This window comes from Acinetobacter sp. ANC 4636, from assembly GCF_054454555.1.
This window is the reverse complement of sequence record NZ_JBTKVD010000004.1, coordinates 116,319-139,666: the sequence shown is the minus strand read 5'-3', so window position 1 is coordinate 139,666 and position 23,348 is coordinate 116,319. Positions and strand designations below refer to the sequence as shown.

Annotated in this window: 19 protein-coding genes; 9 read left to right on the top strand and 10 right to left on the bottom strand. The window is 42.6% G+C overall.

Annotated elements, in window-relative coordinates; genetic code table 11:
• Positions 1–53 precede the first annotated feature (53 nt).
• Positions 54–1,460, top strand: a complete 1,407-nt coding sequence (locus tag ACX1N5_RS05975) for an APC family permease (RefSeq protein ID WP_004751060.1) — start codon at positions 54–56, stop codon at positions 1,458–1,460.
• A gap of 70 nt (positions 1,461–1,530) precedes the next feature.
• Here ACX1N5_RS05975 and ACX1N5_RS05970 read toward each other — a convergent pair whose 3' ends face one another.
• Positions 1,531–2,085 carry a flavodoxin family protein gene (locus ACX1N5_RS05970; protein WP_458800856.1) on the bottom strand — a complete coding sequence of 185 codons (555 nt, stop codon included), beginning with the start codon at positions 2,083–2,085 and terminating at the stop codon, positions 1,531–1,533.
• Positions 2,086–2,214: 129 nt separating this feature from the next.
• Here ACX1N5_RS05970 and ACX1N5_RS05965 point away from each other — a divergent pair, with 129 nt between their 5' ends.
• Positions 2,215–2,601, top strand: coding sequence for a winged helix-turn-helix transcriptional regulator (locus ACX1N5_RS05965; protein WP_458800854.1), 387 nt, complete (start codon positions 2,215–2,217; stop codon positions 2,599–2,601).
• Positions 2,602–2,807: 206 nt separating this feature from the next.
• On the opposite strand, the gene ACX1N5_RS05960 is transcribed toward ACX1N5_RS05965, so the two are convergent.
• The 7 genes from ACX1N5_RS05960 to rplU form a co-directional block, all read right to left on the bottom strand.
• Entirely contained in the window at positions 2,808–3,278 is a 471-nt protein-coding gene (locus tag ACX1N5_RS05960; protein ID WP_004751054.1) for a tRNA (cytidine(34)-2'-O)-methyltransferase, read from the bottom strand.
• 36 nt (positions 3,279–3,314) lie between these two features.
• Positions 3,315–4,688: a siroheme synthase CysG gene (cysG, locus tag ACX1N5_RS05955; protein WP_131380299.1), complete on the bottom strand. Its 1,374-nt coding sequence runs from the start codon at positions 4,686–4,688 to the stop codon at positions 3,315–3,317.
• A 54-nt stretch (positions 4,689–4,742) separates the two neighbouring features.
• Positions 4,743–6,014 (bottom strand): serine--tRNA ligase, encoded by a 1,272-nt coding sequence (serS, locus tag ACX1N5_RS05950; protein ID WP_458800852.1) that lies wholly within the window; start codon positions 6,012–6,014, stop codon positions 4,743–4,745.
• 105 nt (positions 6,015–6,119) lie between these two features.
• Entirely contained in the window at positions 6,120–6,887 is a 768-nt protein-coding gene (locus ACX1N5_RS05945; RefSeq protein WP_458800851.1) for an RsiV family protein, read from the bottom strand.
• A 122-nt stretch (positions 6,888–7,009) separates the two neighbouring features.
• Positions 7,010–7,705 carry an outer membrane lipoprotein chaperone LolA gene (lolA, locus tag ACX1N5_RS05940; protein WP_458800849.1) on the bottom strand — a complete coding sequence of 232 codons (696 nt, stop codon included), beginning with the start codon at positions 7,703–7,705 and terminating at the stop codon, positions 7,010–7,012.
• Between the two features lie 199 nt (positions 7,706–7,904).
• Positions 7,905–8,162, bottom strand: coding sequence for a 50S ribosomal protein L27 (rpmA, locus tag ACX1N5_RS05935; protein WP_004751045.1), 258 nt, complete (start codon positions 8,160–8,162; stop codon positions 7,905–7,907).
• 18 nt (positions 8,163–8,180) lie between these two features.
• Positions 8,181–8,492: a 50S ribosomal protein L21 gene (rplU, locus tag ACX1N5_RS05930; RefSeq protein WP_004751043.1), complete on the bottom strand. Its 312-nt coding sequence runs from the start codon at positions 8,490–8,492 to the stop codon at positions 8,181–8,183.
• Between the two features lie 324 nt (positions 8,493–8,816).
• Here rplU and sdsA point away from each other — a divergent pair, with 324 nt between their 5' ends.
• The 6 genes from sdsA (at position 8,817) to adeC (ending at position 18,607) form a co-directional block, all read left to right on the top strand.
• Complete coding sequence (sdsA, locus tag ACX1N5_RS05925; RefSeq protein ID WP_004751041.1) at positions 8,817–9,794, top strand: All-trans-nonaprenyl-diphosphate synthase; 978 nt, start codon at positions 8,817–8,819, stop codon at positions 9,792–9,794.
• Positions 9,795–9,808: 14 nt separating this feature from the next.
• Positions 9,809–11,848: a site-specific recombinase gene (locus tag ACX1N5_RS05920; RefSeq protein ID WP_458800846.1), complete on the top strand. Its 2,040-nt coding sequence runs from the start codon at positions 9,809–9,811 to the stop codon at positions 11,846–11,848.
• Positions 11,849–12,056: 208 nt separating this feature from the next.
• Entirely contained in the window at positions 12,057–12,671 is a 615-nt protein-coding gene (locus tag ACX1N5_RS05915) for a phosphatase PAP2 family protein (RefSeq protein WP_004751037.1), read from the top strand.
• 24 nt (positions 12,672–12,695) lie between these two features.
• Positions 12,696–13,961 carry an efflux RND transporter periplasmic adaptor subunit gene (locus tag ACX1N5_RS05910; RefSeq protein ID WP_458800844.1) on the top strand — a complete coding sequence of 422 codons (1,266 nt, stop codon included), beginning with the start codon at positions 12,696–12,698 and terminating at the stop codon, positions 13,959–13,961.
• A gap of 12 nt (positions 13,962–13,973) precedes the next feature.
• On the top strand, positions 13,974–17,153 hold the full coding sequence (locus ACX1N5_RS05905) for an efflux RND transporter permease subunit (protein WP_458800842.1): 3,180 nt from the start codon (positions 13,974–13,976) through the stop codon (positions 17,151–17,153).
• Positions 17,153–18,607 (top strand): AdeC/AdeK/OprM family multidrug efflux complex outer membrane factor, encoded by a 1,455-nt coding sequence (gene adeC, locus ACX1N5_RS05900; RefSeq protein ID WP_131380532.1) that lies wholly within the window; start codon positions 17,153–17,155, stop codon positions 18,605–18,607. Before ACX1N5_RS05905 ends, adeC begins: the two co-directional genes overlap by 1 nt.
• A 38-nt stretch (positions 18,608–18,645) precedes the next feature.
• Here adeC and ACX1N5_RS05895 read toward each other — a convergent pair whose 3' ends face one another.
• Both ACX1N5_RS05895 and ACX1N5_RS05890 read right to left on the bottom strand, forming a co-directional pair.
• The gene (locus tag ACX1N5_RS05895; RefSeq protein WP_458800840.1) at positions 18,646–19,449 is read right to left on the bottom strand and encodes an SDR family oxidoreductase; all 804 of its coding nucleotides are present in this window, start codon (positions 19,447–19,449) and stop codon (positions 18,646–18,648) included.
• A gap of 8 nt (positions 19,450–19,457) precedes the next feature.
• Entirely contained in the window at positions 19,458–20,150 is a 693-nt protein-coding gene (locus tag ACX1N5_RS05890) for a hypothetical protein (RefSeq protein WP_458800838.1), read from the bottom strand.
• 147 nt (positions 20,151–20,297) lie between these two features.
• On the opposite strand from ACX1N5_RS05890, the gene ACX1N5_RS05885 reads away from it, so the two are divergent.
• Positions 20,298–23,204 carry a valine--tRNA ligase gene (locus ACX1N5_RS05885; RefSeq protein WP_458800836.1) on the top strand — a complete coding sequence of 969 codons (2,907 nt, stop codon included), beginning with the start codon at positions 20,298–20,300 and terminating at the stop codon, positions 23,202–23,204.
• Positions 23,205–23,348 lie beyond the last annotated feature (144 nt).

Here is a 23,348-nt window from a genome sequence, read left to right as displayed (position 1 = left end):
TCGTTCGTCCTAAACGATCCTAAAAATTGATAGCTGATCCTTGATCAACGATTATGAGGATAACGCCGTTGACACATTCTCCTGGGACTCAATCGGCAGCAAAACTGCAAAAATCACTTCTACTGGGGCATGTTATTGTTATAGGTCTTGCCTATATTCAACCCATGACCTTGTTCGATACCTTCGGTATGGTATCTGAAGCCAGTGCCCAACATGTACCAACATCTTATTTCTTTGCCTTGCTGGCGGTGCTGTTCACTGCGCTGAGCTATGGCTATATGATCAAACGTTATCCATCTTCAGGATCAGCATATACTTATGTGCAACGTGCGATTCATCCCAATGCGGGCTTTATGGTTGGCTGGTCTTCCCTGCTCGACTATATTCTTAGCCCGATGGTGAATATTTTACTTGCAGTCATCTATTTAACAAGCATGTTCCCCAGTGTGAATCAATGGGTATGGGTCATTGGTCTGACTGGACTTATGACATGGGTCAACCTGCGCGGCATCAGATTTGTAGCCAATCTGAATGGCTTAATCGTATTTTTCCAGATGCTGGTGATTGCAATTTTTGTCTTTTTAATTATTAAAGACTTGGCACTTGGTCATACTGCACAAACTGCAATGGGTTTATCGGCAGCAAATAATGGCACCTTGCTTTCATCTGCACCGTTCTGGAGTGATCAAGCCAAACTAGGCGCCTTAATTTCTGGGGCAACCATTTTGTGCTTTTCTTTCACAGGTTTTGATGCACTCAGTTCACTGGCAGAAGAAACCCATGAAACCGATAAAGTCTTGCCTAAAGCCATTTTCCTGACTGCACTGATTGCGGGCGTTGTGTTTATTGCTGCGACCTACTTTATGCAACTGTATTTTCCAGGGAACCCTGCACAGTACTTCAAACACGTCGATGCCACCCAACCTGATATTTTACGCATCGTCGGTGGTGAGATGTTCAAGTCTGTGATCTTGGCATTTGCGATTGTAACAGTCATGGCATCAGGTATTTCTGCGCATGCAGGAGTATCGCGCCTGATGTATGTCATGGGTCGTGATGGGGTCTTTAACAAAAAATATTTTGGACATCTGAGCCCACAAACTCATGCTCCAACCTTTAACATTATTTTGGTTGGCGTCATCGCACTCTCTGCAGGTTTTACCGACCTTGAGCATGTCATTAACCTGATTAGCTTCGGGGCACTGACTGCATTTAGTTTTGTGAACCTGTGTGTGGTTTCACAATATGTATTGCGTGAAGGACGTACCAAAACAGCCGCAGATATTTTCCGCTATTTGGTGATTCCAATGCTCGGCTTTATCTCGATTGGTGCACTCTGGCTTCAGATTAACCACACTGCGTTGCAATGGGGAATTGTCTGGGCTGTGATTGGGGTTTTATTCCTTGGCTATAAAACCAAAGGATTTAAAATTCCACCACCACAGTACAAACACGACTAGAGTACGCCCAATAAAAAACCAGCTTTACGCTGGTTTTTTATGACTTGAGTTTGTCAACTCAAGCTTTGAATTAGCCTGCCAATTTTTCAGCAATCGCTAGAACACGTTTTGCATAGGCTTTAGCTGTATCTAAATCACCCGATGGAATCTCATCGACACTTGCGTCGGCAGGAGACTGTACCAACAGACCGACTGATCCGCCCAAGTTATTAATATCTTGGCGAGTCGCTGCTTTTGTATTCGCAGGCAACAATCCCAAGCTCACCCAAAGACCACCATGTTGTGATGCCAAAGTTTGCAACTGAATGAGTGTTACTTGTTTGTCACCGTTAAAACTTGCGCTGTTGGTAAAACCTGCAAACACTTTATCTTTCCATGCTTGAGTGAACCATGCTTTTGAAGTTGCATCAGCAAATTTCTTAAATTGCCAAGGTGCTGTACCCATGTAAGTTGGTGCACCAAATACAATTGCATCGGCCTGATTTAATGTTTCCCAGTCAGCTTCTTGAATATCGCCATTTTGGTCAATTGCAATTAATTGTGCTGCAATTTCATTTGCAAACGTCTCTGCAATCACTTTGGTATGACCATATCCAGAAAAATATACCACTGCTACTTTTGCCATATTGAAACCCTATTTTTTCGTTTTAGAAAGGAATTGCTATATAATATATTTTAGAAACTAACTGTCAATTAGTTACCAAAAGGTAACTACTGGTATCTGATCAAACATAGCACGGAATATATTTGAAATATGGCATCGTTACCGTCTTACAACATTTACAATCTGTATTGCCCAGCACGCCTGTTTTTTGAAACACTTGCCAATAAATGGGTCTTACTAATCATGAATGTATTGGAATGCTCTCCCCAACATTTCAATCTTTTGAAAAAAAATATTGAAGGGATTTCTCCCAAAGTCCTGTCACAAACACTTAAAAACTTAGAACGTGACGGCTTTGTGAAAAGAACTGTGATCGATAGCAGCCCAATCCGAGTAGAATATGCTTTAACTCCACTCGGAACAGATTTCTCAAAAACTGCATATTTATTAAAAGAATGGGCGGAACAGAATATTGATCGTGTTTTACATGCACAAAATGCATATGATGCGAATCTGAAAAAAATATCAACTGACTAAGTTTTTGAATAATTTATAAGTTCTTAATGGATAAAAATATTAGGCATCGTTCCTCGAGGCTTAATATCTTCTTTATCTTTACCCCAAAACAAAAAATATATTTCAATGAAGCACAATAGAAATGAAATGGCTGATGATCAAAGCCTATTTATAAATAAAAAAAAGTGTCCTCATAAAGAGGACACTTTTTTATGCAACTTTGATCATTACAGCACTTTAAAACCTTGTTGACGCCAAGCTTCATACACAATGACTGCTGTGGCATTCGACAAATTCAAGCTGCGAGAATTTTCTGCCATTGGCAGACGAATCCATTGTTCTTTTGGAAACATGAGGCGTACATGTTCTGGCAAGCCACGGGTTTCAGGCCCCATCAGCAATGCAACAGGACGATTTAAATCAACAGTATGCGGAATTGCCGAACCTTTGGTCGTCAATGGAAAAATATGCTCAACGCCCTGACTTGCCAAGTTCTCAAGGCACTGCTCAAAATTATCCCAGATTTTCATACGTGCATATTCGTGATAGTCCAATCCTGCACGCTTGAGCTTTTTGTCATCCAATTCAAAACCTAAAGGCTTGATCAAATGTAACTGAGCACCCGTATTGGCACATAAACGAATGATATTTCCCGTATTACTTGGAATTTCAGGCTCGTACAAAACCACATGAATCACAACTTTTCTCGACTTTTTCTACAGAAGTTACCGCAACTACTGCCACTGTAACTGTTCACGTAAATGCACGACTTCACCAATAATGGTCAAAGTTGGTGCTTGAATTTGATATTCGGTGACTTTACTGGCAATATCCGCCAATGTTCCCACAACGACTTTCTGATCGGGTGTTGTTCCCTTAGAAATCAGTGCGACAGGCATATCTGGGCGCTGACCATGAGCAATCAATTGCTGGCTAATTTTTTCCAGTCCTACCAAGCCCATATACAACACCAGAGTCTGGTTTTCATACACCAGTTCATCCCAAGGCAATTCAGGGGAACCTTCTTTCAGATGTCCTGTCAGAAAACGTACACTTTGAGCATAGTCACGATGTGTTAATGGAATACCCGCATAAGCTGAACAGCCTGATGCCGCAGTAATCCCGGGTACAACTTGAAAAGGCACACCCGCAGCAAATAATTCCTGAATTTCTTCGCCACCACGTCCAAAAATAAACGGATCACCACCTTTTAGGCGACAGACCCGTTTGCCCTGTTGTGCATATTCAACCAGTAAGGCATTGATACCATCTTGAGGGACACTATGATTGGAGCGTGCTTTACCCACATAGACCTTTTCAGCATCGCGGCGGCATAAGTCTAAAATAGGTGGAGAGACCAAACGGTCATAAATTACTACATCTGCTTGTTGCATGAGACGTAAGGCTTTGAGCGTCAATAGTTCAGGATCACCTGGCCCTGCCCCAACCAAATACACTTCCCCTTTGGGTGCTGTCCACTCTGCCAGTGCCTGTTGTAGCATCTGATCGGCTTTTTCCAAGTTGTCATTAAACACTTGTTCTTTGAGAGGGCTAGCATACAGCTCCTCCCAAAACACCCGACGCTGATCAGGGTTGGGAATTTTTTCTTTCACAGCTTTACGCCAGTGCCCCGAAAATTTTGCCAGCTTGCCTAAACCATGCGGCAGCAAACTTTCAATTTGGGTGCGTAACTGACGGGAAAGTACTGGCGATGTGCCATTTGAAGCAACAGAAACTACCAAAGGCGAACGATCAATAATCGCAGGTACCATAAAACGACAGTGCGGAATATCATCGACACTATTGACCAATAAGTTACGCTGCTCACACAAATCAAAAACCTGATGATTGACTTTAGCCTGATTCGTTGCTGCAATAACAAGACGATAAGGATGGTCTAAATCAGTTTCAACAAATGCATGTTGCAGGAATTTCCCTGTTGATTTATGCACAATCTCAAGCAGATTTTCATCGATTTCAGGTGCAACCACATCAATGATTGCTCCTGCTTTATGTAACAAAATCGCTTTGCGGTAGGCAATATGCCCTCCTCCAACGATCAAACAACGCTGCTGCTGCAACTTGAGCGAGATTGGAAAAATTTCCACAACAACTCCCTAACTTTCAATCTGATCGTCTTTAAGCAAAAATCGTGCACAAAATTAATCGATGTACTCTAAACCACCCATATATGGGCGTAATACTTCAGGAATGACAATTTTGCCATCTTTTTGCTGATAGTTTTCCATAACGGCAAGCAAGGTACGACCTACAGCCAAACCTGAACCATTTAAAGTATGTACCAGTTCAAGTTTCTTTTGATCAACACGGTAACGTGCTTTCATACGGCGCGCCTGAAAGTCGCCCATATTTGAGCAGCTTGAAATTTCGCGATAAGTATTTTGGCTTGGTACCCAAACTTCCAAATCGTAAGTTTTGGTTGCACCAAATCCCATGTCACCACCACAAAGGATAATCTTGCGGTACGGTAAACCTAATGCCTGCAAAATACCTTCTGCATGAGAAGTCAGCTCTTCCAAAGCCTGCATCGAATCTTCAGGCTTCACGATTTGCACCATCTCAACTTTGTCGAACTGGTGCTGACGAATCAAACCACGCGTATCGCGTCCATAAGACCCAGCTTCACTACGGAAACATGGTGTATGTGCGGTATATTTGAGTGGCAGACGATCTGCATCAATAATTTCATCACGTACAAAGTTAGTGATTGGCACTTCTGCTGTTGGAATCAGGTAATACTCTTTCTCACCTTTTAATTTGAATAAATCTTCTTCAAATTTAGGAAGTTGACCTGTGCCACGCAAAGTATCAGCATTCACCAGATACGGCACATACGCTTCGGTATAGCCATTTTTGAGAGTATGTGTGTCAAGCATGAACTGGGTCAATGCACGTTGTAAACGCGCAAGTGGTCCTTTCAAAACACTAAAGCGTGAACCTGTCAGTTTGGTTGCAGTTTCAAACTCCAAACCGCCCATCCACTCGCCAAGGTCAGTATGATCTTTGATCTCAAAGTCAAATTCACGAGGCGTTCCCCATCTGTAGACTTCAACATTATCACTTTCATCTTTGCCATTCGGTACAGATTCGTCTGGCAAGTTTGGAATCGACAAATATTTTTGTTCAATTTCATTTTGCAATTCAGCCAGTTCAAGTTCTGCCGTTTTAATTTCATCGGCAATCGCTTGCATACGGGTCATAATTTCGGAGGCATCGCCACCTGCTTTTTTGATTTGCCCAACCTGTTTCGCTCCAGCATTACGTTCTGCTTGGAGATTTTCAGTTTTAGACTGAATTTCTTTACGACGAGATTCTAAAGCTGCCCATTCTTCAACGTTCAGTTGTACACCACGTTTGGCAAGCGCTGCATTTACCGCCTCAATATTATTTCTCAGTAATTTCGGGTCAATCATAACCAATCAAATTGCATAAAAAAGACTGGGTATAGTGTAAGCGCTTCATTCTAAAAAATACAGTCACCTGTGATGAATCCTGCAGTTGAGCTACAGGATCCAAGACTATTTCGGCAAATATTCAGCACGAATCAAACCTTTTGCCATCGAATATGGCAAGGTCAGTTCTGTCATACCCTCAGCATAAGAGGTCATTTCATATAATGGATACACAAAAACAAGGCCATTTGCACCATAGTAAAAATTATCGGTAATCTCCAGTTTTTCTTTGGCAAATTGATGCTGACTGAACCAGTTCTGGTTGGCTTCATACAAGGCATTCAGAAGTTTTTGCTGCACTTGGGTTTGTAAAAGATCATCCACCATAATGCGTTTCTTGGTTTTTAAATCAAAAATCACATATTCCTTATGGTACATGCCATGCGCTGCACCCTGATTATAAGTTTCCGACTCAATCACAAATGAGGCCAGATTGGCATTTTGCCCTAAATAACGCACCAGAGCGCTATTCGAACTTTGAATTAAATGCTGTGCCTGACTGGCTGCTGGTTCAGATGCAGGTGGGTTAAATGCCAGTGGAAAATCTTTCTTAAAACGTTTCAAGAAGAATCCATCAATCCAGTCCACATTGGTTTGTACCGTTGCCAATTGATAAGATGTGCATTCATCTTTCTCACAAACTTCAACCTTTGGCAAAATAATAGGCTGAGTTTTTGCCTGAATTAATGGAATGCTTGCAGTTTGCGACAGGCTTTGACTGGCTGATGAGGTTTCCTGAGTATGTTGAGATTGCTGACTGTCATGGCAGGCACTCAATACGCTTACTAAGACTGCGCCAACACAGCAATTGAGTATTTTATGCTTATAATTCAACGTATAACTCCCTTATATTCAGCAATCTTTTCACTATAAAGGATTTGGTGGTTAAACTGTGTTGCATTCTTGCTAAACAAAAAAAAGCCTGCATATCGCAGGCTCTTCGGATCAGAAAAATATTACTGATCAATAATATCCGTACCCTTAGGTGGGGTAAAATTAAAAATCGATGCAGGAACGCTGACATTTTTCGCCGCATTGGTAAAACGTATGGTTGTGGTTTGCCCTAAAGAATCATTTAAAATCATAAACGCTGGCGTACCATTTGCAGAAAAACTGATACTCAAATTCTGAAATGCGCTTTCTTTAGCTTTTGGCGTCAAGGTATAGTAAGTTTTACTGTGGTCTGGCTGACTCACACGATAAGACTGCATAATCTGACTGGTGTTACCTGAAAGCAATAATGCAGGTGTATTCGCCACTTGATCGCTCAAACTTTGACGCACGGCTTGCTGCAAGTCAGGATCGTAAATCCATACTGTCTTACCCGTCGTCACGATGGTTTGTTTTGATGGTGCTGTTGTTTCCCAGAAAAATTTTCCTGGTCGAGCGACTTTCATCACACCACGGAATGTCTGGTTCAGGTGCTGTGCTGTTAACCCTTTCTTCTGTACTGTTTTTTTACCATTGCTTTTGGTGGTTTGTTCAAAGTTCGCACTCAAGCTATGTAAACTGGTTAACTGTCTGACTAAATTTTGAGTCGCTTGCTGTTCTGAAGCGGGAACTGGCGCTGCGAAAACTGTTGTACTTACGACTGGAGCCAAAGTCACGGCACCAAGTACCGCAGCACAAAATGTTTTACGAAGCATATTCATTGATTCACCTTTTTCTTTATAAATGCAGTTGCATTGTTTGCCATACTACTCTAGATGATAAAATCTAAGAACAGAGAATATAAGCAATTTTGTATTTGTTATAGCACCAGTTTGTGAGCATTTGCCCTATTCATGAATAAAATATGAAAAATTGAGGCATAAAAAAAGCCTGCAAAAGCAGGCTTTTTTTAATCAAAGCTTATACAGCTTCAATTTTTACGTAGCGACGGCCAAATTGACCTTTCACTTCGAATTTTACTACGCCGTCAGCAGTAGCAAATAGAGTATGGTCGCGACCCATACCAACATTTGCACCAGCGTGGAATTCTGTACCACGTTGACGAACGATGATGCTTCCAGCTGATACAGTTTGACCACCGTAAGCTTTAACACCTAGCATTTTTGGGTTTGAATCACGACCATTACGTGTCGAACCACCGGCTTTCTTGTGAGCCATGTCTCTTACTCCTCGTGATTAGCCTGAAATACCAGTAATTTTCAACTCAGTAAACCATTGACGGTGACCTTGTTGTTTACGGTAGTGTTTACGACGACGCATTTTTACAATACGAATTTTGTCGTGACGACCATGACCAACCACTTCTGCAGTTACTTTAGCGCCAGCAACAACTGGAGCACCGATTTGAATGCTTTCGCCGTTTACAACCATTAATACATCATCAAATGTAATAGTTGAACCAGTTTCAGCTTTTAACAATTCTACTTTAAGGGTTTCACCCTCAACCACACGGTGCTGTTTACCACCGCTTTGGATTACTGCGTACATAATGTACTCCAAACCAAGCCCGTGTCGTCGTGTCGATAAAGGGATATATCGATCTTAAAACGAACGCCACTGGGGATATAAAGGGCTAGTATTTTAAGTAAAAAACATACAAACAACAAGTAGGCATATTTATTTTTACACATTAAAAGTTAACTATATATAAGTATATGTTTTTTATTATTTTTTAACTATTATTTGCAAATAAAAAACCAAGAACTAAGAAAAACATCTATTTTATGGTATAAAACATGCTTTCAGCCACAATGCATTTGCTTGTGGCAGGCAGTATAAAAACGTTTTAAATAGATTTTAGGTTTTATGTTTATGGCCATCGATTTTAAGCAAGATATTCTCGCCCCTGTTGCTGCGGACTTTGCTGCAATGGATAAATTTATCAATGAAGGAATTAGCTCTAAAGTCGCACTGGTTATGTCTGTGAGCAAACATGTGGTTGAGGCAGGTGGCAAACGTATGCGCCCAATCATGTGTCTACTGGCGGCACAAGCCTGTGGTGAAAATGATCTCACCCAGACTCAGCGCTTAGCAGCTGTTATCGAGATGTTGCATACGGCAACATTGGTTCATGATGATGTGGTGGATGAGTCTAATTTACGTCGGGGTCGACCTACTGCCAATGCCACATGGAACAATCAAACTGCCGTTTTAGTCGGTGACTTTCTGATTGCCCGCTCTTTTGATTTGTTGGTTGATCTCAACAATATGACCTTATTAAAAGAGTTTTCAACAGGAACTTGCGAGATCGCCGAGGGCGAAGTGTTGCAGCTTCAGGCTCAGCATCAACCAGATACCACAGAAGAGACTTATCTCAGCATTATTCATGGTAAAACGTCACGCTTATTTCAGCTCGCGACTGAAGGTGCTGCAATTTTAGTCGGCAAACCTGAATATCGTCAGGCGCTACAACAATATGCAGGACACTTTGGCAATGCCTTTCAGATTATTGATGATATTTTGGACTATACCTCGGATGCTGAAACACTAGGTAAAAATATTGGCGATGATTTAATGGAAGGTAAGCCGACTTTGCCATTAATCTCGGCATTAAGTAAGACTTCAGGCACAGATCACGAGATTATCCGTAAAAGTATTGCCACAGGCGGCTTGACTGAACTTGATGACGTCATTCGTATTGTACAAAATTCTGGCGCTTTGGATTATTGTCGCCTGCGTGCCCAACAAGAAACTCAGCTTGCCATTGATGCTTTAGCAATTTTACCAGAGAGTATTGCCCGTCAGGGACTATACAACTTAGCCATGCTGGCTCTGGATCGTATCCAATAATAGACCGTGGTGAGATGACTCAACAATCTATCAGCCAAATTCTGATTCATATCCAACAGCAGCTTGAATACCCTTCAACTGCTGTAGATGAACAAATCCTGATTGATCTCGTTCAGCAGCTTCGTCCAGAAAATCCACACAATGTGGAAGAAACCAGAAGCAAGTTCCGTTGCCTGTTGCAAGCATTGCGACAAACTCCGCATAGTATTGTCAGCTTGCAGCAGTATTTGTTGTGCCTAATCACCCAATATCAGCAAACAAAATTGTATGCAGACATTGGAATTTTGTCCTTGGATGGTTTCTGGAATCAATTGGGACAGCGTTTTATGTCTCATATCTTGCCTCCAATTAATGACCAGACTCAGTTGCAAAACCTGCTGGAAAAAGTCTTTTTTTTACCGACTGACCATTACTGGCTCGAACAGATTGAGCTTGTTGAATGGCGGGTACTATTTCAATTATTTGACCAGAATCAAAATCAGAAGCAGCAAAAAAATCTGCTAAAACAAGATGTAATTAAAGCAATTAATGTTTTGAGTTATCGCATCAGTGGAATTGGATTATTTCCAGAGCTGATTTATGCCGAACCAAAACTCACCGAATACGAATCCCCTTTTATCGCACAGAACCGTGAAATTATTGGTTTTATTAATAAGTTCAATAACCTATTACTGAAAGATCATCAGACGAGCATAGAGCAACCGCTGGATGCTGCACAGGCGTTTGTGATGATTGAACAATGTCAGACCATTGTCGGTAATATTCGTAAATCCACCAAACGGATTGGCGTCAGTTTGAATCTGACCTATTTGCTGACAGTTTTAGAACAAAGTCTTGAGCGGTTGGAGCTGTTATTGAAATTATTACAGGAATCTAAAGAGATTCGTGCCAATGGTATTCATAAACTGATCTGTGACTTGGTCACTGCTACCCACAATGAAAAAAGTGTTGGCGCATTACTTTCTGCCAACAGCGAATTACTGGCTTTTCAAGTCACTGAAAATGCGAGCAAGACTGGCGAAAATTATGTCAGCACTGACAAACAAGGTTTTTTTAGTATGTACTGGGCAGCCGCAGGTGCAGGTTGCATTATTGCTTTGATGGCAACCCTAAAGATTCTGCTGTCTCGCCTAACACTTGCTCCATTCGCTCATGCATTAAGTTATAGTCTGAATTATGCTTTCGGGTTCGTATTTATTCACATCTTGCATTTCACAGTTGCAACCAAACAACCCGCTATGACTGCTGCGGCATTGGCAGCAACGGTTCAGCATCGTAAGGGCTCACGGACGGCGCAACTTGCTGAACTTGCAGAGTTGATTGTCAATATTATACGTACACAGTTTATTGCTATTTTGGGTAATATTTCGATTGCAATCCCCACTGCTGCAATCATCACTTTTTTATGGCAAAAGATAACCAGTGAACCCTTACTGAAGCATGCCAAGGCTGCCGACTTGCTACACAGTCTTGATCCATTTACTTCTCTGGCAATTCCCCACGCCGCAATTGCAGGGGTATGTTTGTTTTTATCAGGCTTAATTGCGGGTTACTTCGACAACATGGCGATTTACCGCAAAATTGGTCCACGTCTAAAAGCACATCAACGTTTACGCGATTGGCTAGGTGAAGAACGTCAAATTAGATTTTCTGATTATGTCGAACGCAATCTGGGTGCGCTTTCGGGTAATTTCATATTTGGAATAATGCTTGGTAGTATGGGCACCATTGGTTTTATTTTAGGCTTACCCTTAGATATTCGACATATTGCTTTTGCTTCTGCCAATCTCATTCAAGGTTTAATGTCCATCAATGAACCTCCTGATTTAGGGCTAATTCTAGTGTCTAGTTTTGGCGTCTTACTGATTGGGCTCACTAACCTGTTTGTCAGTTTTTCATTGACTATTCTTGTGGCATTACGCGCTCGACGAGTTCGTTTTGAACAATGGAAACCTTTGGCCAAGTTGGTACTCACCCATTTTGTAACACGACCAAGTGACTTTTTTTGGCCACCTAAAACAACATCTGAAACTTCTGAACACCCTCAAAAATAACACCAAATACAATGTTATAACGATATAAAATCGAATGTATCCACAATAGAACCCTGCTGTTTTTTGTTATGTTTGTTTACTTAATGTTAAAAAAAACTTGAAATAAAATTACTATAAATTTTCAGACTTGAAAAAAAGTGTACTGGAAAGTACACTTTACCTTCTTAAAAATACCGTTGTTCGGTGACCTAAATTACAAGGTTGATGCATGCCGTATCTAATGTTTTGTATTGGCTGTGTTTTTTTTATTTTCAGTGTCAGTCTACTGAATTTAATGAGCACTCAAATCTTAGATCAGCAAATTGTCAGAATATTGAGCCTGCATCGAATTGAGTGGTTAGATCCTGTTGCAAAAGGCTTATCTGATCTTGGTAGCATGCCTTTTGTATCGATATTTACGACACTTTGGTGTGTTTACTGGCTACGCATTCGACAGTATGCGATCGTCGTAACCATTATTTTAGCAGTGAGTGGGAGTAGTATTATTGGCTGGAGTTTAAAGTGGTATTTTGATCGTCCACGCCCTGCCTCTATCTACCATATGGTCAATAGCTATGGTGCATCCTTTCCTAGTGGTCATAGTGTCTCTGCAGCAACGCTGGCATGCCTTGTAATCATGATTTACCGACGACACCCACATTTCCGTAGCATTGCGCCAACAGCATGTATCTGGTTCATATTTATGGGGATTTCTCGAGTATATCTAGGTGTACATTACCCAACAGATGTATTGGCAGGTTGGGGCATTGGCTTTTTATGGGTAGCCCTGATTTGGCTCGGATTCACGCGAATTCATATGAGCAAACAACAATTTAATTTTTAGAAAAAATCTAAAAGAGGTGTAAGAATGATGGCAGCTAAGCTTTGGGTTCCAACCCTTACTGCTTGCGCATTGGCAACAAGTATCACACTTGTTGGTTGTAGCAATGACAAAAAGGATGCGCAGCAAGCTGCCGCTTCCCAGCAAGCACCTATGGTTGAAGTCGGTGTAATTGTTGCTCAGCCACAAAATGTGGAGAAAACGGTTGAACTCGCAGGTAGAACATCGCCTTATGAAGTCTCTGAGGTTCGCCCTCAGACAGGCGGCGTGATTTTAAAACGTCTATTTGCTGAAGGTAGCTATGTCAAAGCTGGGCAACCTTTGTATCAGATTGACTCTCGTGCTAACCGTGCTAGTGTTGAAAATGCCAACGCGGCATTGTTACAGCAAGAAGCCAATCTCAACAGTCTAACCACCAAAATGAATCGTTATAACCAGTTGGTCGGCATTAATGCTGTCGCCAAGCAGGACTACGATGATTTGGTTGGTCAGGTTAAAGTTGCAAAAGCTCAGGTTGAGGCAGCACGTGCAGCATTAAACACTGCACAAATCAATCTCGGCTACTCTACAATTCGTGCGCCGATTTCAGGTCAAACTGATCGTTCATCATTTACCGCAGGTGCTTTAGTCACCTCGGGACAAGCCGATGCACTGGTTAAAATTCAGCGCCTAGATCCGATTTATGTCGATATTACCCAGTCAAGCAGTGACTTGTTACGTTTGAGACAGGAACTAAAAAAAGGCAGTTTAGACAACAGCAACAACGCTAAAGTTAAACTGAAGCTCGAAGATGGAAGCACATATGGCAATCAGGGCAACCTTGCCTTTGCCGATGCCAGTGTAGACACCAGTACAGGAAGTATTACCATTCGTGCCGTGTTCTCTAATCCGGATCGCTTGCTACTTCCTGGTATGTACGTCACCGCACAAATTGTGGAAGGTGTTGTTCCAAATGCTTATCTAGTGCCACAAATTGCAGTGTCTCGCACACCGACAGGTCAAGCAACGGTATTTATTGTCAATGCAAAAGGTATCGTAGAAACCCGCAATGTTCAGACTTCTGCTGCTCAAGGTCAAAACTGGATTGTAACCAGTGGTTTAAAACCAGGTGATAAAGTCATTGCCGATGGTGTTGCTAAAGTGAAAGAAGGCCAACAGGTGAAAACCACACCGTATCAGCCTGCTCCTGCTCAAGCAGCAACGCCAGCAAATCCTGTTACTCCTGTCGCAAAACCAAATGCATCAGCACCGGCTCAAAGCTCATCTAAACAGCAAGCACAGCAACATGCTTAAGGGGTAGATTGAATGGCTCGCTTTTTTATTCATCGCCCAATTTTTGCATGGGTGATTGCATTGGTGATCATGTTGGCGGGGGTTATTACGCTGACAAAGATGCCAATTGCACAATATCCAACAGTTGCTCCACCGAAAATTACAATTTCGGCGATGTATCCAGGAGCATCTGCTGAAACTGTTGAAAATACCGTTACACAGGTCATTGAACAACAATTAAACGGCTTGGATGGTTTGCGCTATATCAGCTCACAAAGTGCAGCCAATGGTTCTGTATCGATTGCAGTCAACTTCAAGCAAGGGGTTGATCCAAACATGGCACAGGTACAGGTGCAAAATAAGTTGCAGACTGCAACAGCATCTTTACCTCAAGCTGTACAGCGTCAAGGCGTAACCGTTAAAAAATCGGGCGCCAGCTTCTTGCAAGTCGTCGCATTCTATTCGCCTGATGACAGCTTAAGCGGTGCATACATCAAGGACTATGTGAACTCACATATTTCTGAACCGCTCAGCCGTGTTGCAGGTGTAGGTGAAGTTCAGGTCTTCGGTGGTCAATATGCAATGCGTATCTGGCTCGATCCTGCAAAACTGACTAATTATCAGCTAACCCCAAGTGATGTAAGTAGTGCGATTCAAGCACAAAACACTCAGGTTTCTGTCGGTCAGCTCGGCGGATCACCTGCGGTCAATGGTCAGATGATCAATGCGACAGTCAATGCGCAAAGCTTAATGCAAACACCAGAACAGTTTAAAAACATTATTCTGAAAAACACCACATCTGGTGCTCAAGTCCGTTTGGGTGATGTGGCACGTGTAGAGCTTGGTGCTGAAGACTATCAGTACGACACTAAATATAATGGTAAAGCTGCAGGTGGTGTCGCGATTCGTCTGGCAACAGGTGCAAATGCACTCGATACTGCCAACAACGTACAGGCTGCTCTTGCGAAATTGCGTCCCAACTACCCTGCGGGTATGAAAGATACGATTGCATTTGACAGTACACCATTTATTAAACTATCGATTGAAAACGTGGTACATACCCTCGTTGAAGCAATCGTACTGGTGTTTATTGTCATGTTCCTGTTCTTGCAGAACTGGCGTGCAACCATCATTCCAACGCTTGCGGTTCCTGTGGTGGTTTTAGGTACATTTGCAATCATTAACCTGTTCGGCTTCTCGATTAACACCTTAACCATGTTTGCGATGGTACTTGCAATTGGTTTGCTGGTCGATGATGCGATTGTGGTAGTAGAGAATGTCGAACGACTGATGCAGCAAGAACACCTTGACCCTGTCACGGCAACCGAAAAATCGATGGGGCAAATTACAGGGGCATTGATTGGTATTACCAGTGTATTAACTGCTGTGTTTATCCCAATGTCATTTTTTAGCGGGACAACCGGGGTTATTTATCGACAATTCTCGATTACACTGGTCACCGCGATGGTCTTGTCATTGATTATTGCCTTGACCTTTACACCTGCCCTTTGTGCGACCATTTTAAAACAGCATGATCCAGATAAAGTGCCAAGCAACCATGTTTTTGCGCGTTTCTTTAGAGGATTTAACAGCGGTTTCGACAAGTTATCACAACGCTATCAAAACGGCGTCAATCGCATGACACATAATAAAGTGTTCTCTGCAACATTTTATGCGATTGTGATTGGTCTTTTAGGCTTCTTGTTTAAATCACTGCCAACTGCATTCTTGCCCGATGAAGACCAAGGTGTGGTCATGGCATTGGTACAATTACCAACCAATGCTTCTTTAGAACGTACAGGTAAAACCCTTGACACCATGACCGATTATTTCATGAATAAAGAAAAATCGAGTGTGGCATCGGTGTTTAGTGTGGCAGGCTTCTCGTTCACAGGTGTTGGGCAAAACCAGGGCATCCAGTTCGTCAAACTCAAAGACTGGAGCGAACGTAAAACACCAGAAACCCAAATCGGTGCACTGGTTGGGCGTGCAATGGCACTTAATGGCATGATCAAAGATGCGTCAATGATCTTCCCGTTACAATTACCATCCATGCCTGAACTGGGTACAAGTTCTGGTTTTGACTTCATGCTCAAAGATGTGAATGGTCAGGGACATACCAAATTGCTTGAAGCGCGTAATGCGATTTTGGGCATGGCATCTCAAGACAAGCGCTTGATGGCTGTGCGTCCAAACGGTATGCAAGATACTTCACAGTATCAAATTCAGATTGACCAAGCCAAAGCTGGTGCTATGGGCATTAACCTGTCAGACATTAACAACACCATGAGTATTGCTTGGGGTGGTAGTTATGTAAATGACTTCCTCGATCATGGTCGTATTAAGAAAGTCTATGTACAAGGTGATTCACCAAGCCGTATGATGCCTGAAGACTTGAACAAATGGTATGTTCGTAACGCTTCAGGGACGATGGTTCCATTCTCTAGTTTTGCTACAGGTTCTTGGACATATGGCTCACCGCGCTTAGAACGTTATAATGGTGTATCGTCTATTAACATTCAGGGTGCACCAGCACCAGGTGTGAGTTCAGGTGAAGCCATCAAGGCCATGCAGGAAATCATGCAGAAATTGCCTGCGATGGGCTTAAAAGGCTTCGACTATGAATGGACAGGTCTGTCACTTGAAGAACAGGATTCAGGTAAACAAGGTCCTTACCTGTATGCCCTTTCGTTAATGATTGTCTTCTTGTGCTTGGCAGCGTTATATGAAAGCTGGTCAGTTCCTTTCTCAGTCTTATTGGTTGTACCACTCGGTGTACTCGGTGCGTTAGCTCTCACCTTTGTCGGCTTGATGATCTTGAAGAATCCAAATCTTGCCAATAACATCTACTTTCAGGTGGCGATTATTGCGGTGATTGGTCTTTCGGCGAAAAATGCGATCTTGATTGTCGAATTTGCAAAAGAACTGCAAGAAAAAGGTGAAGAACTGTTTGAGGCCACCATGCATGCAGCAAAACTGCGGTTACGACCAATTATCATGACTACGCTGGCATTTGGTTTTGGTGTATTGCCACTGGCTATTTCAACAGGCGCAGGCGCAGGTAGTCAGCACTCTGTTGGTTATGGTGTATTGGGTGGCGTACTCAGCTCAACATTACTTGGTATTTTCTTTATTCCTGTATTCTTTGTTTGGATTCGTAGTATCTTTAAATACAAACCAAAGAATACCCAAATTCAGGAGCATAAATCGTGATGCAAAACATATGGTCTCTTACAGGTCGTAGCATTGCCGTCTCCACACTTGCACTTGCTTTGGCTGCCTGCCAAAGCATGCGCGGTCCAGAGCCTGTTGCAAAACCCGATATTCCAAATCAGTTTGCATCGCAAAATACTGCTGGATCTTCTGTTGCAGAGCAAGGCTACAAAGATTATTTTTCAGACCCACGTTTGTTAAAAGTCATTGAAATGAGTTTGGACAATAATCGTGATTTGCGTACTGCAGCATTGAATATTCAAAAAGCACAGTTGCAATATCATGTGACTGAACTTGATCAGCTACCAACTGTCGGTACACAAGTGAACTATGCTCGTGCCCAAGCAGCCACCTCTAACTGGAAACCTTATTCGATGTATCAGGTTTCTCTTGGAGTCACGTCTTATGAACTAGATTTCTGGGGACGTGTGCGCAGCCTAAAAGACGCAGCGCTTGATAGTTACTTGTCGACACGTGCAGCGAAAGACTCAACTCAAATTAGTTTGATTAGTCAGGTGGCTGAGGCGTGGGTGAGTTATTCTTATGCAAATGCAAACTTGCATCTGGCACAGCAAACGCTTAAAGCACAGCAAGAATCGTATAACCTCAACAAAAAACGCTTTGATGTCGGTATCGACAGTGAAGTCCCACTGCGCCAATCGCAAATTTCTGTAGAAACTGCACGTAGTGACGTTGCCAATTATCAGACTAAACTTGAACAAGCCAAAAACCTGCTTGATCTTTTGGTCGGTAAAACTGTTCCAGCAGAGTTGCTACCAAAGGACACTGTGAAGCAGATTACCTCGCAAAAAGTGTTGGCGGCGGGCTTACCAAGTGACTTACTCAACAACCGTCCAGATATTGTGTCGGCTGAATATCAGTTAAGTGCAGCAGGCGCCAATATTGGTGCAGCGAAAGCAGCCATGTTCCCAACCATTAGCTTAACTGCAAACGCAGGTTTTGCCAGCTACCAGTTAAGTGATCTGTTTAAATCGGGTTCAACGATTTGGCAATTTGCACCGTCGATCAACCTGCCAATTTTTGACTGGGGAACACGTAAAACCAACGTCAAAATTTCAAAAGTTGATCAACAGTTGTCTTTAACTGGATATGAAAAGGCGATTCAGACTGCTTTCCGTGAAGTCAATGACGTATTGGCAACCCGCGGTCATATCAATGAACGCTTGGCAGCACAGCGTAGTTTGGTACAGGCAACCAACAAAAACTATCAATTATCAACTGCCCGTTTCCGCGCAGGAATTGATAATTACTTGACAGTTTTGGATGCACAGCGCTCAAACTACGCTGCGGCACAAGGTTTACTGACTCTTGAACAAACAAATCTGAACAACCAGATTGAATTGTATAAAACCTTAGGTGGTGGTGTGAAAGCCAACACTTCAGACCAAGTGCAGTACCCTGCCTCAAGTGCTGAACGCAATCAGAAAAAATAAAACAGACAAGAAAAAGCCCACTTCGGTGGGCTTTTTTATTACTTCACTTGCGCTTTACGAATCTGTTTATACAGTATGGATGGTGACAAACGTGACAGCATTACGCCCAGTTTTTCTTTTCTGCCGCCAATCACAATATATTCCTGATTTTGCAGCAAGGCTTTGACTGTCTGCTGCGCAAATTCATCCGCATCTAAACCTTGCTCAATCGCTTCGTCTTGGAAGCCTTGTGCTTCGCCATTTCCTGTTAAGGCATTTAGCGACACGTTGGTTTTAACAAAACCAGGGAACACGACTGCAACATGAATTCCCTGTGCAGCAACCTCGGCACGCAAACTGTTTGCCCACATATGAATCGCAGCTTTGGCAGCCGAATACGTGGCTCGATATTGGGTTCCAATCAGCCCTGCTACACTGGAAATAAATACCACACGTCCCGACTTTTGCTTGAGCAACGTTGGGAAAACAGCTTTGGTCATAGCGACTTGAGCAAAATAATCTACTTCCATAATCTTGCGTTCAGTGTCCATGGACGTGTCTTGAATTAAAGCACGCTGACTTAGACCTGCGTTATTGATCAACCAGTCGATTCTGCCTTTTTCTGTCAAAACCTGCTGTAGCGCCTGCTCAATTTGCATGGCATTGGTAATATCCAGCGGAATACAAATATGCTTCTCTTGGTTTGCCAGCAAGGCTTTTACCCGTTGCAACTCACTGTCACGGCGTGCAGACAAAACCAATTGCATACCTAACTCGGCAAAGACAATCGCCAAAGCCTGCCCAATTCCCGAAGATGCCCCTGTGATCCAAACCACCTGATCTTGCAAATTTTGTGTTTTCATAAATTGCCTTATTTTGTATGTCCATCACGAATCAAAAATTTCAGGAAATGATCGATATAATAAGGTGCAACATGCAAATCAACTTCCTTGCCTAAGCCCTGTAAACGCTTGTAACCCATATGTGTGGTCATTTGTATGACGCCATTTAAAGTTTTATCCACCACAAAGTTAAAATGGAGCATTTCTTTGGGAACACGAATTAAATGCGTCACGCCCTGATCAATAATTTCAGTCAGTGCATGAAATGCAGGGCTAATCTGGCTGGCATCGCCTGCCTGAATCTTTTGAACCAATGTTAAAACTTGATCAACCAAGGTATCGGTTACAGGATAGCGTAAAAATACCTGATCTTGTTCCAAGACAATACATTTCGCAAAATAATTGACGATACCAACCAAGCGCGTATTACTGAGCAATGCCACTGACCACGGCAAATATTTTTTTAAGGCATCCAGCACATGCTGCACGACTTTTTCGGACTCTTCAGCAATTTTATGCCCTTCGGGGCGTTGCACACGCTGCTTTTGTTGAGTCAATAAATCTACAAACACTTGCTGAATAATTTGCACAGCAACATCGGCAAGCAATTGCCCCAACTCATGTGCCAGCTTTTGCTTGGTTGCGGCATTAAGTTGCTGTTGTAACGTTAAAAATTGTGCATAACTTTGCGGGTTGACCTGCAAACTGACCACATACCCCATAAAAAATCCTGCTTCAAGCATCCAATTTATCGCTTAACTGGATATTGTCGCATGATATGCCACAGATTGCCGACGCTTTGTAGCTTAATCTTGTGGATTTTTTTGCTACAATGGAGCCAATTTTTTTGCACTTTTGATCTGTTAACTATGACTGACGCAACTGCGAATTCCGCTCAGAATATTGCTACAACCTACGATCCTACCGAGATCGAGAAAAAATGGTACAAGACTTGGGAAGACAAAGGCTACTTTAAGCCATCAGGTCAAGGGGATTCATTCTGTATCATGATTCCACCACCAAACGTCACTGGTAACTTGCACATGGGTCATGGTTTTAACAATGCCATTATGGATGCCCTCACCCGCTACAACCGTATGTCAGGTAAAAACACCTTATGGCAACCAGGGACTGACCACGCGGGTATTGCAACCCAGATGGTGGTAGAACGTCAGCTTGGTGCACAAAACATCAGCCGTCATGACTTGGGCCGTGAAAAGTTCATTGAAAAAGTCTGGGAATGGAAAGAACAGTCTGGCGGTAACATTACCCGCCAAATCCGTCGTTTGGGTTCATCTGTAGACTGGTCACGTGAACGCTTCACCATGGATGAAGGTTTGTCGAATGCCGTAAAAGAAGTCTTCGTTAAACTACACGAAGAAGGCTTAATTTACCGTGGCAAACGCCTAGTAAACTGGGATCCGAAATTACAAACGGCTCTTTCTGACCTTGAAGTTGAGTCAGATAAAGAAGAAGCAGGTTCACTCTGGCACTTCAAATACTTCTTTGAAGATAAATCACTACGCACGCATGATGGTAAAGATTACATCGTGGTTGCAACCACACGTCCTGAAACTTTATTGGGTGATACTGCGGTTGCAGTGGCACTGGATGATGAGCGTTATGCAGCGTTAGTTGGCAAAAACATCATCCTGCCAATTACAGGTCGTGCAGTTCCAATCGTTAAAGATGAATATGTTGATAAAGAATTCGGTACAGGCTGTGTAAAAATCACACCTGCTCACGACTTCAATGACTATGAAGTAGGTAAACGCTGTGAATTACCGATCATCAACATCTTCAACAAAAATGCTGAAGTATTGGCTGAGTTTGAATACATCGCCAAAGCGGGTGAGCAAATTTCTAAAACCATCGCTGCACCAGCAGACTACATTGGTTTAGAGCGTTTTGCTGCACGTAAGAAATTGGTTGAACAAGCTGAAGCTGAAGGCTGGTTAGACCAAATTCAACCGTATACATTGAAGCCACCACGCGGTGACCGTTCAGGCGTGATCGTAGAGCCATTATTGACTGACCAATGGTATGTGAAAATTGCTCCGCTTGCTGAACCCGCAATCGAAGCCGTGAAAGATGGTCGCATCAAGTTTGTACCTGAACAGTACAGCAACATGTACATGGCTTGGATGAACAACATTCAAGACTGGTGTATTTCACGTCAATTGTGGTGGGGTCACCGTATTCCAGCTTGGTACGATGCACAAGGTAATGTCTTTGTGGGTCGTGACGAAGCGGAAGTCCGTGCCAACAACAACATTCCTGCTGATGTTGCACTCAACCAAGATGAAGATGTACTCGATACTTGGTTCTCATCTGCGCTATGGACTTTCTCAACTTTGGGTTGGACTGGCGACAAAGCCAAAGATGCTGAAAACTACTTCCTCAATACCTTCCACCCAACCGATGTGTTGGTGACTGGTTTTGACATTATCTTCTTCTGGGTAGCGCGCATGATCATGATGACCATGCACTTCATGAAGAATGAAGATGGCACGCCACAAGTTCCGTTCAAAACTGTCTATGTACATGGTTTGGTACGTGATGGTGAAGGTCAGAAAATGTCTAAATCTAAGGGCAACGTACTTGACCCATTAGACTTGATTGACGGTGTAGACCTTGAAACCCTCGTACAAAAACGTACCACTGGTTTGATGAACCCGAAACAAGCGACGAAGATTGAAAAATCGACCCGTAAAGAATTCCCAGAGGGCATTCAGGCTTACGGTACAGATGCCGTTCGTTTCACCTTCTGTGCGCTTGCCAACACAGGTCGTGACATCAAGTTCGACATGAAACGTGTTGAAGGTTACCGTAACTTCTGTAACAAGATTTGGAACGCAACCCGTTTCGTGTTGATGAATGTTGAAGGTCAAACTGTTGGTCAAACTGCACGCCCTGATCTTTGGGAATTACCTGAACAGTGGATCATCAGCCGTTTACAAAAAGCGGAACAAGCGGTTCAGCAAGCTTTTGCAACTTACCGTTTAGACTTGGCTGCACAAGCGATTTATGACTTCATCTGGAATGAATACTGTGACTGGTATGTCGAATTGACCAAGCCAGTATTGAACGATGCTGAAGTATCTGAAGAGCGTAAAGCAGAAGTTCGTCGTGTGTTATTGGCGGTGATGGAAGCATCTTTACGTTTAGCACACCCAATTATGCCGTACTTGACTGAAGAAATTTGGCAAACTCTTGCACCAATGCTCGGTATTCAAGGCGAAACCATTATGACTGCGGCATACCCTGTGCCTGCTCAAGAAAAAATCAATGAGCAAGCTGAAGCGGACATGCAGTGGTTACAAGGTTTAATTGGTGCAGTACGTAACATTCGTGGTGAAATGGGCTTAGGTAATGCACGTTTATTACCAGTTCTTCTTCAAAACACAACTGAAGCTGAAAAAGCACAGATCACGCGTATTGAAGCATTGTTTAAAGCCTTAGCAAAAGTTGAAAGCATTACTTTCTTGGCTGATGCTGAACAACCGCCATTGTCTTCATCTTCTGTTGTGGGTCACGTATCTGTATTCGTTCCAATGAAAGGTTTAATTGACCCGAAAGCGGAACTCGGTCGCCTTCAAAAAGACTTAGACAAAGTGCAAAAGCAGCATGACCAGATTGCAACTAAACTGAGCAATGAAGGCTTTGTAGCAAAAGCACCTGCTGCTGTGGTTGAGGGTGAAAAAGCGAAATTGGCTGAGTTTGCTGACCAGTTAGCGAAGATTAAAGCGAATATGGAGCAGATTGCGGCGCTTTGATGCTTTGAAGTTCACAATTTAATCTATAATATAAAGGGCTGATTATTCAGCCCTTTATATTATGAAAATTTATAATTTTCTCCAAGCTTTGGAGATAGTATCTAATGAAACTAATAAACAACTTATTTATAATAAAGATACTCA

Excerpts from the sequence above, each read along its gene's own strand:
- ACX1N5_RS05975 (WP_004751060.1), top strand. The coding sequence starts at position 54 with ATGAGGATAACGCCGTTGACACATTCTCCTGGGACTCAATCGGCAGCA.
- ACX1N5_RS05970 (WP_458800856.1), bottom strand. The coding sequence starts at position 2,085 with ATGGCAAAAGTAGCAGTGGTATATTTTTCTGGATATGGTCATACCAAA.
- ACX1N5_RS05965 (WP_458800854.1), top strand. The coding sequence starts at position 2,215 with ATGGCATCGTTACCGTCTTACAACATTTACAATCTGTATTGCCCAGCA.
- serS (WP_458800852.1), bottom strand. The coding sequence starts at position 6,014 with ATGATTGACCCGAAATTACTGAGAAATAATATTGAGGCGGTAAATGCA.
- lolA (WP_458800849.1), bottom strand. The coding sequence starts at position 7,705 with ATGAATATGCTTCGTAAAACATTTTGTGCTGCGGTACTTGGTGCCGTG.
- rpmA (WP_004751045.1), bottom strand. The coding sequence starts at position 8,162 with ATGGCTCACAAGAAAGCCGGTGGTTCGACACGTAATGGTCGTGATTCA.
- rplU (WP_004751043.1), bottom strand. The coding sequence starts at position 8,492 with ATGTACGCAGTAATCCAAAGCGGTGGTAAACAGCACCGTGTGGTTGAG.
- sdsA (WP_004751041.1), top strand. The coding sequence starts at position 8,817 with ATGGCCATCGATTTTAAGCAAGATATTCTCGCCCCTGTTGCTGCGGAC.
- ACX1N5_RS05920 (WP_458800846.1), top strand. The coding sequence starts at position 9,809 with ATGACTCAACAATCTATCAGCCAAATTCTGATTCATATCCAACAGCAG.
- ACX1N5_RS05915 (WP_004751037.1), top strand. The coding sequence starts at position 12,057 with ATGCCGTATCTAATGTTTTGTATTGGCTGTGTTTTTTTTATTTTCAGT.
- ACX1N5_RS05910 (WP_458800844.1), top strand. The coding sequence starts at position 12,696 with ATGATGGCAGCTAAGCTTTGGGTTCCAACCCTTACTGCTTGCGCATTG.
- ACX1N5_RS05905 (WP_458800842.1), top strand. The coding sequence starts at position 13,974 with ATGGCTCGCTTTTTTATTCATCGCCCAATTTTTGCATGGGTGATTGCA.
- adeC (WP_131380532.1), top strand. The coding sequence starts at position 17,153 with ATGCAAAACATATGGTCTCTTACAGGTCGTAGCATTGCCGTCTCCACA.
- ACX1N5_RS05895 (WP_458800840.1), bottom strand. The coding sequence starts at position 19,449 with ATGAAAACACAAAATTTGCAAGATCAGGTGGTTTGGATCACAGGGGCA.
- ACX1N5_RS05890 (WP_458800838.1), bottom strand. The coding sequence starts at position 20,150 with ATGGGGTATGTGGTCAGTTTGCAGGTCAACCCGCAAAGTTATGCACAA.
- ACX1N5_RS05885 (WP_458800836.1), top strand. The coding sequence starts at position 20,298 with ATGACTGACGCAACTGCGAATTCCGCTCAGAATATTGCTACAACCTAC.